Below are 13,616 nucleotides of genomic sequence, written 5' to 3'. Positions count from 1 at the left end.
ATGGCCGACAAGTTCCAGTTACGCGTGGTAACGCCGAACCGCCAGCTCCTCGACGAAGAGGTGCGCGAAGTCACGGCGCCGGGTTCGCTCGGGGAGATCGGGGTGCTGCCCGATCACGCGATGCTGCTGACCTCGCTCGAGATCGGCGTGATGGGGTACCGCACCGATCGCGGCCAGTCGCGCCTTGCGGTGCGGGGTGGATTCGCGGAAGTGACCGACAACGTCATGACGGTACTCGCCGACGATGCGGCGTTTCCCGAGGACGTCAACGCCGGTGCGGTCGAGCAGGAACTGCGCGCCGCGGAGGCACAGGCTAGAGATCTCGCCCCCGCCGACGAAGCCTATGCGGCGGCCGACGCCGCAGTGAAGTGGGCCAGAGCCCGCATCGAAGCCGTCCGCGCACGTTAGCGAATCCGCCGTGAGGGCGAGCGCCGCTGGGTGGGCCAACCCCGACCTCGAGCAGGGCGCGAGGTCGGACCGCGACGCCGGGAGATATCTCGATCGGCTGCCGATCGAAGGCCGCAGGTGTTAGTCCTTGCCGCACCGCGAGTTCCACCAACGACGGGTCGTAAACCGCAAGGTTGGACTCTGGCGAACGGTAGAGATCCCGCGTACTTACAAAGGTCAGACCCCGGTCGGCCGCCGATATGCCGGAAATCACCGACATCCTGATCTGGTCGGCGCTGCTGCTGCTCCTGGCGGTTGCGGCCAGCAAGGCATCGGAGCGCCTGGGAATCCCGGCGCTGCTGTTCTTCTTGGCCCTCGGTATGGCCGCCGGTTCCGACGGGCCGGGGGGTATCTATTTCAACGATCCGTGGGTGGCCCAACTGCTCGGCGTACTCGCGCTCGTGGTCATCCTGTTCAGCGGCGGACTCGACACAAGTTGGTCGAGCGTACGGCCGGTCCTCGCGCCCGGATTGGCGCTGTCGACGTTGGGAGTGCTGCTCACCGCCGTAACGCTCGGCGCGTTCGCGACGGCCTTCGCCGGTTTCTCGATGCTCGATGGGCTCCTGCTCGGAGCGATCGTGTCGTCGACCGACGCGGCCGCCGTATTCGCGGTCCTCCGGGCTCGCGCCGTCAGCCTAAAAGGAAACTTGCAACCCCTGCTCGAACTCGAGTCGGGCAGCAACGACCCGATGGCGGTCTTCCTCACCACGGCGCTGTTGCACCTCCTGGTGCAACCGGCAGCATCGGTTTTCGATATCGGACCGCTGTTCGTGCGACAGATGGCCCTTGGCGCCGCGATCGGCTTCAGCATGGGCCATCTGACGATGCGCGTCGTTAACCGCATCCAATTGGAATACACGGGTTTGTATCCGGTGTTGACCCTGTCTCTCGTGTTGCTGACCTACGGCATCAGCACGGCCCTCGGCGGCAACGGCTTCCTGTCGGTGTACGTCGCGGGCATCGTCATGGGCAATACCAGCTTCATCCACAAGAAGAGCGTCGAGCAGTTCCATGACGGATTGGCGTGGCTGATGCAGATCGTCATGTTTCTCGCTCTCGGCTTGCTGGTGTTCCCGTCGCGGCTGCTTCCGGTTGCAGGCACGGCGCTGTTAACGGCACTGTTCCTGGTGCTGGTGGCGCGGCCACTGGCGGTCTTCCTCACCCTCGCCCCGAGCCACCTGCGACGGCGCGAGAAAGCCATGGTGGCATGGGTCGGATTGCGCGGAGCGGTGCCGATCATTCTGGCGACGTTTCCGCTGCTTGCGGGTATTCCCGGATCGGAAATGATCTTCGATGTCGTCTTTTTCACCGTCCTGATTTCGGTTCTGGTGCAGGGCACCTCGATTGTTCCGGTGGCCAGGTTGTTGGGGGTGCACGCCCCGGCACCGCCGCGGCGTGCCCACCCCATCACCCTCGATCCGATCGAGGGCGTGGACACTGACCTGCTCGAAGTCATCGTTCCGCCGCAGGCCGCCGCCGCCGGGAAGCGACTCGTCAACCTGCCCTTCCCTGCCGGCAGTCTGGTAACTCTGATTGGCCGTCAAGAACGTTTCATTGTCCCCGGCGGGGATACGGTCCTGCAAGAAGGCGATGTCGTTCTGGTACTGACCACCGCGGAGGCGGCCGCAAGCGTTACCGCGCTCCTGTCGCAGCGAAAACCCGCGCCGGAGTGAAGCCGGTCCCTCTGCCGGATCGGCAGGACGTGCCTTCGCGCCTTGACGGGGACCCGGGCCGCACGTACGAATCGGGCGGGTCGACAGAGGCGGAGCGATGCGGGCCTATTTCCGGGCGGTAGCGGTCGATTACGACGGCACACTCAATGCTGGCGGCCGACCCTCGGAAGAGGTGTTAAAGACTTTGCAGGCCGTCCGTCACGGGGGCTGCCGATGCATTCTCGTCACCGGGCGCATCCTCACCGAGTTGCGCACAGACTTCCCCGATTGTGCCGATCACTTTGACCTGCTCGTGGTGGAGAACGGTGCGGTCGTGGCCACGGGGAGCCTGGCGATGCCGCTCGTGTCACCCGTCCCGGCAGAGGTGGACGCGGCCCTCGACCGGCTCGGCATCCACTGGCGCCGTGGCGACGTTATCGTTGCAGCCGGCGCGACCCACGCCGAGGCGATTTTGCGCTCCCTGCGCGAGGATGGTGCCGACTGCCAGCTCGTGCGTAACCGCGGTGAACTGATGATACTCCCCGCCGGGGTCTCGAAGGCGACCGGCTTGCGCTATGCGCTCCTGCAGCTCGGGATCTCCCCGCACAGCACTATCGCCATCGGCGATGCCGAGAACGACCTCGCCATGCTCGAAGCGTGCGAACTGGGGGTGGCAGTGGAAAACGCCGTCGACACGGTGAAGGCGCGCGCGGACCTCGTGTTGAGCGAGCCGAACGGGGCGGGCGTGATGCGGTTTCTGCGTGACGGGGTCTTGCAGGCGACTCTGCCGCCCGCGGGACGGCGCTGGCAGATCACCCTCGGTCGGTCATCCAAAGGTGCGCCGGTCCGGCTGCCGAGCGCGGCGGTAGACATCGTCGTGACCGGGGGGTCCGGTAGTGGCAAGTCGTTCGCCGCGGGATTGATCGCCGAGCAGCTCGTGCAGCTCGGCTACGTAGTGTGCGTGATCGACCCCGAGGGCGACCACGCACCGCTGGGACGCCTCCCGAACGTTGTGACGCTTGGGGGGCACGACCACGCTCCGGCAGTCGAGGATCTGGCGCGCATTTTCGAACAGAGCGGCACCAGCGTGGTCGTAGACTTGTCGCTCGTCCCCGCTTTGCAGCAGTATGCCTGGACGCTCGGAGCCATCGATTTTCTCGAGAGGCGCCGGGCCCAGTGCGGCATGCCGCACTGGTTGATCATCGACGAGGCGCACACGGCGCTCGGCGCGGCGTGCGAATCGGCGGGCTTCGACGAACGGCTGCGGGGGCACTGCCTGGTCACGTACCGGCCGGACGAGCTCGCCGAGCTGGTTACTCGTAGCGTCGATTACGTTCTCCTGGTTGCCGGCCCGGACGGCATCGACCCGGTTGCCGTCGGTGCGCTGTCGACTGCCACCGGGCTGGCTCCCATGTCGCTCGGGAAAGAACTCCACGGCGTCGGCCTCGGCGAGGCCATCCTCGTACGGGTTGGTGCCGAGCCTCCGATCGAGCGATTACGCTTCGCGCCGCGATGGGTGGCGCACGTGCGCCATTGGCACAAGTACTCCAGTGCGCAATTGCCGGCAGAGGGGCGCTTCTACTTCCGAGGCCCCGCGGGGCTGACGGGCGCCGCGGCGGGCAACATGGAGGAGTTCCACCGGGAAGTGCGGCGCGCGACCGCCGGAACCCTGCAACACCATGCCGCCTTCGGCGATTTCTCGCGTTGGGTGACCGAGGTAATTCAGGATCGAGTGCTGGCGGGAGCTGTCCGCCGCAGCGAGGCACGTATCTCCAGCGCCCGATCCTCACGTGAGAGGGAGGCTGGCCGGCGCGAGCTGCTAGCGGCGGTCGAGCAACGGTACGAAACATCCGCCCCCGCCGCACTCACGGACCAACCGGCTGGCGGGCCGGGGGCTCGTGGCGCCCGCACGTAAGAGAAGACGCTCCGGGGAGACACCCGCGCGTCTGACTGGACAGCACCGAACTTAGCCCAACCCGGTCCGCCCGCGACCATCGGGCGGCCGGATGCGGTCGTCCCCCCGGTGTACCGCGCCCCCTCGGATTCTCCGGTCAAGAACCGCCAGGTCCCCCCGCCGGCCTGCCGGGTCACGCCGGTACGCGGCAGCGCCAGAGCCGGTATCGACCTGAATCCCTGACGTCGCCGATCGCCAGGCCCGCCGCCTCCAGCCGATCCCCCATGTCGCGCCCCACGAAGGCCGGGAAGTCGTCGCTTTCGATGTACTCGAAGAGGTGACGCAGACTGAACAGACGTAACGCCAGCCCCGCTCGCGGCACCCGATACTCCGCGACCACAACGCGCGCGCGCGCCACCCGCGCGATCTCCGCCAGCACCGCCTCACGTTCCGGCTCGGACATCTCGTGCAGCGCCATGCAGCACGTCACCAGGTCGAACGAGCTGTCCGGAAAGGCGATGCTGCGCGCGTCCATCCGCAGGAACCGCACCCGGCCGTCGAAACCGTGCCCACGAGCTTTGCGCACCGCCCGGCGCAACATGCCATGCGCAAGGTCGAGCCCCACCACCCGCGCGCCGCGCGCCGCCAGAGCAAGCGCCACGCCGCCGGTACCCGTACAAACGTCGAGACAACGAGCCCCTCGCACCGGCGCCGCATGGTCCGCCATGTCCCACCACAACCCGCGGAAACCCAGCCGGGCTACTACCGGATCGTAAGCGGCGGCGACATGCGACAGGAAACTGATCTGGGCGGGACGGGACACGCAAAAGGTCTCTATCGGTCCTCGCCTCCACGGGGAGGCGTCGGGAACTTGTTCGATACGCTCTGCAATCGCGACGTTGGATTTATAAGAGCCGTGCAAACGCTGGGTCAAGCGGGGTCCCCGACGGCACGGCCCGCGTCGACCGCGCGAGCAACACCGCACTCAGATCGATTCTCCGCCGCCACCCGATCCTGCGGTTTCGTTCAGCAGGAGCCAGTACAGCCCGAGAACCCGCGCGGCTTCGGCAAACTCCGCAAAGTCTACCGGCTTACGGATATAGCTGTTCACGCGACTCCGATACGCATCGAGTATGTCCTGGTCCTCCTTCGAAGACGTGAGGATGACCACCGGCACGAAAGCGGTGCGCCGATCGGCCCGCAGACGCCGCAAGACCTCCATCCCTCCCACCTTGGGCAGGTTGAGATCCAACAGCACCAGCGCCGGTTGTACGGACGTATCCCTCCCCGCGTATGCGCCGGTTCCGAAAAGGTAGTCCAGAGCCTCGCTGCCGTCTCGTGCCAGCACCACCTGGTTCAAGATGTTGTGCCGCTTCAGCGCACGGATCGTCAGATCCGCGTCGTCCGGGTTGTCTTCCGCCAACAGCAGGATCTTGTCGCTCATTTGGCAACCTCCGCGCCATCATACGCTTCCGGCGACCGAACCGGTAGACTGAAATAGAAGGTCGCCCCCCGGTCCACCGCTCCTTCGGCCCAGACACTGCCGCCGTGACGGTGAACGATCCGTTGGACAATCGGTAAGCCGACACCGACGCCGGGAAATTCGTGCGCGCTGTGCAGACGCTGGAAAGGCTCGAAGAGCTTGTCGGCGAATTGCATGTCGAAACCGGCGCCGTTGTCGCGGACGTAGTACACGACCTCGTGGTCGGCGCGCGGCTGCGAACCGACCTCGATACGCGGCCGCGCGCGGCCGCTGGAGAACTTCACCGCGTTTCCGAGCAGGTTGACGAAGACCTGCTCCAGCAGCGACGGGTCGGCGTAACAGTGGGGCAGGTCGTGCAGCACGAGTTCGGCGCGCCCCTGCTGGTCCGGGTGCAGATCCTGCCAAACGCGCTGCACCAGCTCGGACACGTCTACCTCACGGCACTGGATGGCCTGCCGGGTCAAACGCGCCAGTCGCAGCAAGTCATCGATCAGCCGGGCCATCTGCTGACTGGCGGCACGCTGCCGTTGCAGCAGCGCACGCCCGGCCTCGCCCAGGGCCTCGCCATACTCGTCGGCCAGGATGTGCGCCCAGCCGTCGATCGCCCGCAGGGGAGCACGCAGGTCGTGCGACACCGAATAGGAGAACGCTTCGAGTTCCTGGTTGGTATCCTCAAGCTGCCTGGTACGCTCGGCAACCCGCCGCTCGAGATCGGCGTTCAATCGGCGTATCTCGTTCTCCGCCCGCCGTTGCTCGCTGATGTCCAGTCCGATGCCCGCCAAGAAAGGCATGCCGTCGATTTCGATCCGCACCCCGGTGAGAACATATGGCGTGCGGGTGCCGTCGCGCGAGGTGAAGTCCGCGGCGACCACCGTGCCACCGGTCACGAAGGTCTTGCGGATGTGTTCCCGGATCAGGTCGCGATCGGCCCCGGTGAAAAAGTCCAGCGGGTCGGCCGCGGCCAGCTCCGCCGCGGAGCGGCCGCTGACCCTTTCGAAGTTCTTGTTCCACCGCCGGAACCGACCGCGTTCGTCGAACAAGTAGAAGATGCCCGGCAGGTTGTTGATCACGAAATCCGAGAACGCCCGTTCCCGTTCGCTCAGTTCCTGCGCCGCCACCCGTTGTGCGTCGGCGAGATTCAGCGAACCCGCGATCCACGAGCCAAGGGCCAGGAAGCCAAGCGTACTGGCGACCACCATCACCGCCAGCCCGAACTCCGTTGGATACAGTCCGGCCCGCTGCCCCAGGAGCCGCAGCCATCCGAGAGAGAGCGGTAGCGCCACGGTAGACGGCACCACCAGACGCAGGAGCAGACCGCCGGGTCCGGTGTCCACCACCGCTCGCATCCATCCGCGATCGGGCCGGGCGAGCAGCACGCCTACGCCCAGCACCAGGAACCCCACCGCCGAGTGCATCGCTATCGACGAATAGGGCGCAACTTCGTACAGGGCGGCGACCCCGTACAGATAACCGGCCGTGGCCAGCAGGGCGGCGAGGAGGGCCACGAAGACGAGGAACTGAACCCCCATGCGAGCGCGCGCGGAGCGCGTGTCGTTGCCCAGAATGGCAATCCCAAGCAGAAAGAAGTTCGCCGCGGTTACCGGCGACATGCGACCGGGCTTCACCGTCACTACCGCGTCCGCTCCCTCCGGAAAGATGGCGTTCTCGATGCCGAAATCCCATCCGGTGGCATACTCGACAAGCGTCCCCAGACCGATCGCCGCGGCAAGCGCCGCAGCACCCATTCCGGCGCCACGACGCACGTTCGAGTGCGGAGGATCGCTGCGAAGCACGAACAGCGCGAAGCCGCCGAGTGCGAAGGCGATGGCGGTCAGGGGCTTCATGGCCACCCAGTCGGGCGCCAGGTTCTTGAGGAAGCCGATTCCCAGCAACCAACCGAGCAACACCGCAACGCCGAGGCTCACCGTCGATACGGCGGCGACGGCGGCGCCGCGCCTGAACGCCGCCACGAGCCGCAAATCCGGCCGGCTTACCGGCGCCGCGGCAACGCCGGCCGTGATGACTGCGACGACGAACAGGGCCGCGAGTGCGACTAGAGCGAGAGCGATCAGGACGGCGGCAGCTTGAGGATTCACGGCGCGGCTCGAATTCTTAATCGGGCGCTGTTCGGTCGGCTCCCGACCTCGCTTTCGTTTCCCGCTGGGACTTACCCGATACGTACTGCCCGAGCCGCCACGCGGTCAAGCCGCGCTGCGGGTGGCTCAGGCCGCGGGAATCGTGCTGCAAAGGGCGCTTGACGGTCCACACATCCTGTCGTAAGAGCGACGATATGTGAGGTTTCGCGCTTGACGTCAGGGGTGGCGCAGGACGTCCAACATGCAACGGTACCGACAGCTAGCCCGGCCGCGGCCGGGTGACCGTAAGAGCGGCGCACAGGAAGCCGGAGGTCGTCCAGGTTTCCGTTTGAGACGGGCCGCGCCAACGTAATTCGTTTCCAGATACGGCGCGGACGTGGGAAGGAGGGGCTCGTGCCTCTTTTGGCTGCGGTCGAAGCAGGTGACACCCACGGAAATCGCGGCGTTGTGCCGCGGAAGGGCCTTATCGAGCGCAAAGTCTTCGCCGGATTCCTTGCGGTTCTTCTCGCGGCGACCGCCGCCAGCTTGATCGCCTATCGGAGCCGGACGGTATCCCTCGCGGTTGCCGACGAAGTGATCCATACTCAACGAATTCTCCATCAGCTCGATCGCATTCTGTCCCATGTCCAGGACCTCGAAACCGGCGGCCGCGGCTACGTGATCGCAGGCGACGAGCGGTTTCTGGAGCCGTATTGGCGGGCGCTCGAACGCGTCGATGCGGAGATGGAGGTACTGAAGCGGCTGGCCACCGAGCGTGGTGGGCCCGATCTCGGCAGCGGTGCCGTCGAGTCCGCTGTTAGGGCAAAGATCGCCCATGTGCGGCAGTCGGTTGCGCTCCGGCGAGAAGGCGAGGGGCAGGCGAGTCTGCAGAGAGTTGCGACCGGCAAGGGGAAGCAGCTCATGGATACCGTCCGCGCCCGGATCGGAGAAATCGAGCGGCGAGAGGCGCAACACCTCGAGGAAATCCTCCCCCACCTGCGCGCCCCCCGTGCCGTGGCCACGTGGGCGTTTACGGGCGTCGTGTTGCTGATGGCGGGGCTCCTGGCCGGAGTGTACTACCTGCTCGTCCGCGATCTGCGGGTTCGCTACCGCGCCGCGGAGGCTCTACGCGCCGCGGCGCGCGAAGCGCGGCGAGCGCTGGACCTGCTCGACCATACCCGCGACGGGATCTTCATTTTCGATGCAGACACATTGCGTTTCTCGCATGTGAACCGCGGAGCCATTGAACAGACCGGTTACACGGGCGAAGAACTACTGGGCATGACCCCGCTCGACATCAAACCCGAGTTCGACCAGGCGACGTTCCGCGCCATGCTGGCACCGGTGATCGACGGACGCAGCGCGTCACGCACGTTTGCCACGGTTCACCGCCGCAAGGACGGCACCGAAGTGCCGGTCGAAGTCGTTGTCCAGCACACCCCACGCCCCGACGATGTCCGCCTGGTGGTTGCCGTCGTGCGCGACATTGCCGAGCGCCAGCGTATGCAGCTTGCCCTGGCTGAGAGCGAGGAACACCTGCGTCTCGCCGTGGGCGCGGCTCGGATCGGCACGTGGCACTGGGACCTCGCGAACGACAGGCTGGTGTGGTCGGACCGGTGTAAGGCGATCTTCGGTCTGCCCCCGAACGAGGCCATGAGCTACGAACGCTTCCTGGCGGCTCTGCACCCCGATGACCGTCAACGCACGGATGCGGCGGTGCAGGACGCCTTGCGTAACCGAACCGGGTACGACGTCGAGTACCGCGCCGTCTGGCCCGACGGCAGTCCCCGCTGGGTCGCTGCGAAGGGGCAGGGATACTACGACGGTGCCGGTAGTCCCGTGCGCATGGAGGGCGTGGTTCTCGACATCACCGGACGCAAGCGTGCCGAGGAGCGGCAGCGGCGATTGCAGACTGCACTCGAAGGGGCGAACCGGGAACTGGAGGCGTTCTCGTACACCGTGTCCCACGACCTGCGTGCTCCGCTGCGCAGCATCGAGGGCTTCAGCCAGTTGCTGGCGGAGACGAACGCGGAGCGGCTCGACGAAGACGGCCACGACTACCTGCGCCGCATCCTGGCGGCGGTGCGCCGCATGGGGGAACTGATCAACGACCTGTTGCAGTTGTCGCGCGTCACGCGCAGTCCGTTGCAGCCCGTGCGTACCGATCTCAGTAAGCTGGCCCGGGCGGTCGTCGAGACTCTGCGTGAACGCGAGCCGACGCGGCAGGTCGAGGTGGTAATCGAGGACGGCATGAGCGCGCGTGGCGACACCGGACTGCTGCGCGTGGTCCTCGATAACCTGCTCGGCAACGCGTGGAAGTTCACCGGTCGTCGCGACGATGCACGCATCGAGTTCCGGTCCCTGCGGCGCAACGGCCATGCCGTCTACATTGTGCGCGACAACGGCGCCGGCTTCGATATGGCATACGCCGGCAAGCTCTTCGGCGCTTTCCAGCGCCTGCACATGACCAGCGAGTTCGAAGGTACCGGCATCGGCCTCGCCACGGTCCAGCGCATCGTTCACCGACACGGGGGCGAGATCTGGGCGGAGGGCACCTTGGGTGAGGGCGCAACGTTCTCCTTCACTATCGGCGAACCGTTACTCGGCGAAGCGGACTTCGCGGTTGAGTCCCGCCCGCAGGCGGCGGCACCTGGGACGCACATTGCGGATGCCGGCGGCGAGGGGCGCCAAACGGAGAGCCGATCATGACGGATCAGGGCGGCGGCGGTTGGCAAGCTCGCTCCGACGCGGTACCGAACGAACCAGCGTCGAAGGCCACGGACCGGCAATTGCCGCGCGTCATCCTGGGCTACGGCGATCTGTTCCTGAGCGGCGACTTCGACCCGCTGACGGCAAAGCAGATGGATGGCATGGAGGCGCTCGTCCGCCGCGCTCGCGATCTGAGTGCGTTGATCAATGCGACGCTCGACTTCAGCCGCTCCGAGGCGGGCCACACGGCTATCTGCGTGCAAGAGATCGACGTTCATCGTTTGCTCGCCGATCTGCGTGCGGGAGCCGATGGCCTGGTCAAGCCCGAGAGCGCCTTCGCCGGATTGCTCACGACCTCCCGTGCGCCTCGATACGCTCCGGAAAAGATGGCGCTACTCGGCACGAAAGGAAACAACCCGTATTGGAGGAAACCGACCCGCTCGCCCAAGTAGGCCCGCTCTTTTTCGGGGCCGCATCGAGGGGCGGCGTCACATTGGCGAGTAATCTGGGTTAGGCGCCTTGCGGGTCGGTTAAGGGTTCCTACTCGGCGCGCACGACGGCTCTTGACCGACCGGCATTGGGGTTAGACGGCATCTGACCGCCGAGCTATAGACGGAAACCAAGAATTGAATGGAAGCGGCTCGCCTGCTCGCATTTCAATCCGCGCTTAGCCTGCTCGCTTACACGGCCCTGGGGTTCTGGTTCGTCCGCCCCTGGCTCCAGACGAAGCCGCGCGCCACGGCGCTCTCTTTCCTCGTCTTCCCGCAGACGTTTCGCTTTGTCGGTGTCACCCTTCTGGTCCCGGGCGTAGTCGAGCCGGGCCTGCCGGACGCCTTCGCTCGGCAGACCGCCGTTGGCGACACGGTCACAACGCTTCTCGCCTGGCTGGCGCTTATCTCACTTCGAACGGGCTGGCGCCTCGCTATTCCAACGGTCTGGTTGTTCAACCTCGTAGGGCTCGCCGATCTGCTCGCCAATGTCAGCCGCGGCATTCGCATGCAGGTCGCCCCTCAGCTTGGCGCCGCGTGGTTCGTGCCTGCCTTCATCGTCCCGGCGATGGTGGTAATTCACGTCCTGATCTTCGTCTTTCTCCTGCGAAGCACTGAGCGTACCCTCTAACGCGTTGGCGGGCAGCCGCCGGTTACGCTGGCCGGTTCGGCCCCGCTTCCTATTCCGCACGCGGCAGTGGCCCACCGATCGTCCCTCGATACGCCGCCTGAGAAGACGACGGCTACTCGGGACGAACGGGTTCCGGTCGCCAGGTTGGGTTGCGGGCGGCAGCCCACGCCAAGCTTGTGGAAGGGTGAGCGAGTCGCATCACAAAGAATACGTTGGCGAATTTGTGAACCAGAGTCTAAGTGCCTCGTCCTCAATCAGGTATCGCGGGCACTCATTGGGGTAAGGGCGATGGCGGCGGTGTTTCGGCCGATCGCACCTGCTCGGCCGCGTCGATCGCCGCCAGTGTCGGAAGGCGGAACGAGATCCGCGCCCCCCGACCGGGGCGCGACGTTGCCCACATGCGTCCACCGTGGCTGTCTACGATCGAACGGCTGATCGCCAACCCCATGCCCAGCGCGGCCGGCCTGGTAGTTACGAAAGGTTCGAAAATCGTTTCGGCGATCTCCGAGGCGATGCCCAGTCCCGTATCGGTAACACTCACCTCGACCGCACCCGGCGCCGGCGCGATCTCGATCTTCACCGTACGGGCGCCGTCCGGGAGGCCAGCCGTCGCCTCGATACCGTTCTGCAGGATGTTGACCAGTACCTGCTCGAGTTGCGCCCGATCGGCCTCGACACGCGGTATCTCCGAGGCAACGAGCACGTGCAGCTCGACGCGGTGCAGGCGCACCTGCGGATCGAGGACGCACACCGCGTGGTTGACGACCTGCACGAGGTCGACCGCCTCTCGCGGTCCGTCGGAGCGTCGGACGCGGCGTCGCAGGCCGCGCAAGATCTCGCCGGCCCGCATCGTCTCGCTTACAATCTGTTCGAGCGCGTCGATCACCGGATCGAGATCTTCGGGGTGCGTCGCCAGCCGGCGAATACAGCCCTGCGCGAAGCTCGCGATCGCCCCCAGCGGCTGGTGGAACTCGTGACCGACAGCCGCAGCCAACTCGCCGACCGTGTTGAGACGCTGGCGCTGCGCCACCTCGTCCTGCTGCCGCCGCAAACCCTCCTGCACCTGGCGCAATCCCGTGATGTCGGTCGCAATCGTGCCCAGACCGTACTGCGCCCCGGCGGCATCCCGCAAAGGGAACCGTACCGAGACGAAAGACCGCTGCCCGAGTGGCGTCACCACATCCTCGTCGAATGACAGCGGCCCATCCACCGCCATGACGAACTCGTCCCGGGCGCGAACCGTCTGGCCGATCTCCGCTCCAAATACGGCTCTGTCGGTCTGCCCCAGCACCGACTGCCGGTCCATTCCGAAGACACGCTCGAACTCCCGATTCACCAGAAGGTATCGCCCCTCGAGGTCCTTTAGCGTGACGAGAGTCGTCGAATGATCCACGATGCCCAGCAGTTGCCGCTGGCTCTGAACAAGCGCATCTGCCGTCGCCTGGCGCTTATCCACCTCGGTTTCGAGTTGGCGGTTGGCCTCGACAAGTTGAACCGTGCGCTCGACGACCATCCGCTCCAGGTACGCATTCAGCTTGCGCACCTGCGCCTCCGCCCGCCGCCGTAAATCGAGGTGATGCAATCGTTGCCGCTGCGCACGCTCCATTTCGTACGCCACCACGACTGACAGTGCGAAGGTCAGGAGCACGGCAACGACCGGATCGGACTGGGCCGGTTCGGTGAGCGCCAGAAGAGGGTCGAAGCCACGCCAGAGCGCCGCAACGGTCAGGGAAGCCGCACCGACAAAGACCGAGGCAGCCTGCAGGTACGGCCCCCACGGCAACAACGCCGACGTGGCCAACGCGGCGGCCGCAAACAGAGTTGCCGACGTGAAGTACTCGCCGCTCGGACTCAACGCTCCGGAAAGCGCGGTCACGACGTATCCACCGCAAATCAATGCCAGCGCGGCCCAGCGCACGACCGGGGTGGGCCGCAACTTCCGCAGGGCGGCCAGAGTCGCCGCAACAACGGACAGGCTGCACACCTTCACCACGAGGGGCCAACCCAGAGTCGGGGCCGCCGCGGCTTCCGCGGCGGCGAACAGCACGGCGACGACGAACATCACCCACGCGACGAGCCGTAACCGCCGGTGTAGTGCTCCCAAGACCCTCGGGTCCGCCGATTTTCCACCTTGTGGTGAACGGTGTGAAGCCATTGCCCGGCGTCTCCCCCCTGAGCAGGGCGGTTAACCTGACACACGGTCGCGGTGTCGTCAACGATCTTCTCCCGGGGCGGGA

The 13,616-nt window shown here is 66.2% G+C and carries 10 protein-coding genes; 6 read left to right on the top strand and 4 right to left on the bottom strand.

Annotation, left to right across the window (positions count from 1 at the left end; translation table 11 throughout):
* From atpC to L6Q96_10410, 3 genes are all read left to right on the top strand, one after another.
* The gene (gene atpC / locus L6Q96_10420) at positions 1-408 is read left to right on the top strand and encodes an ATP synthase F1 subunit epsilon (GenBank protein MCK6554978.1); all 408 of its coding nucleotides are present in this window, start codon (positions 1-3) and stop codon (positions 406-408) included.
* Between the two features lie 239 nt (positions 409-647).
* On the top strand, positions 648-2,120 hold the full coding sequence (locus L6Q96_10415) for a potassium/proton antiporter (protein MCK6554977.1): 1,473 nt from the start codon (positions 648-650) through the stop codon (positions 2,118-2,120).
* A gap of 97 nt (positions 2,121-2,217) precedes the next feature.
* On the top strand, positions 2,218-4,014 hold the full coding sequence (locus L6Q96_10410; protein ID MCK6554976.1) for an HAD hydrolase family protein: 1,797 nt from the start codon (positions 2,218-2,220) through the stop codon (positions 4,012-4,014).
* 172 nt (positions 4,015-4,186) lie between these two features.
* Here L6Q96_10410 and L6Q96_10405 read toward each other — a convergent pair whose 3' ends face one another.
* The 3 genes from L6Q96_10405 to L6Q96_10395 all read right to left on the bottom strand — a co-directional run bounded on the left by L6Q96_10405 (position 4,187) and on the right by L6Q96_10395 (position 7,572).
* A complete protein-coding gene (locus L6Q96_10405) occupies positions 4,187-4,816 on the bottom strand; it encodes a class I SAM-dependent methyltransferase (GenBank protein ID MCK6554975.1) in 630 nt (209 codons plus the stop codon).
* A 162-nt stretch (positions 4,817-4,978) separates the two neighbouring features.
* Positions 4,979-5,437, bottom strand: a complete 459-nt coding sequence (locus L6Q96_10400) for a response regulator (GenBank protein ID MCK6554974.1) — start codon at positions 5,435-5,437, stop codon at positions 4,979-4,981.
* Positions 5,434-7,572, bottom strand: a complete 2,139-nt coding sequence (locus L6Q96_10395) for an ATP-binding protein (protein MCK6554973.1) — start codon at positions 7,570-7,572, stop codon at positions 5,434-5,436. Before L6Q96_10395 ends, L6Q96_10400 begins: the two co-directional genes overlap by 4 nt.
* Before the next feature lie 393 nt (positions 7,573-7,965).
* Between L6Q96_10395 and L6Q96_10390 the strand changes: the two genes are divergently transcribed.
* The 3 genes from L6Q96_10390 (at position 7,966) to L6Q96_10380 (ending at position 11,379) form a co-directional block, all read left to right on the top strand.
* The gene (locus L6Q96_10390) at positions 7,966-10,260 is read left to right on the top strand and encodes a PAS domain S-box protein (GenBank protein ID MCK6554972.1); all 2,295 of its coding nucleotides are present in this window, start codon (positions 7,966-7,968) and stop codon (positions 10,258-10,260) included.
* The gene (locus L6Q96_10385) at positions 10,257-10,712 is read left to right on the top strand and encodes a hypothetical protein (protein MCK6554971.1); all 456 of its coding nucleotides are present in this window, start codon (positions 10,257-10,259) and stop codon (positions 10,710-10,712) included. Before L6Q96_10390 ends, L6Q96_10385 begins: the two co-directional genes overlap by 4 nt.
* Positions 10,713-10,890: 178 nt before the next feature.
* On the top strand, positions 10,891-11,379 hold the full coding sequence (locus L6Q96_10380; GenBank protein MCK6554970.1) for a hypothetical protein: 489 nt from the start codon (positions 10,891-10,893) through the stop codon (positions 11,377-11,379).
* Between the two features lie 271 nt (positions 11,380-11,650).
* Here the strand turns inward: L6Q96_10380 and L6Q96_10375 are convergent, their stop codons facing one another.
* Complete coding sequence (locus L6Q96_10375) at positions 11,651-13,483, bottom strand: ATP-binding protein (protein MCK6554969.1); 1,833 nt, start codon at positions 13,481-13,483, stop codon at positions 11,651-11,653.
* Positions 13,484-13,616: the final 133 nt, after the last annotated feature.

It is taken from the genome of Candidatus Binatia bacterium, assembly GCA_023150935.1.
GTDB lineage: Bacteria > Desulfobacterota > Binatia > HRBIN30 > HRBIN30 > JAKLJW01.
Note: the sequence above shows the minus strand (reverse complement) of the source record. Positions and strands in the feature narration are given on the sequence as shown.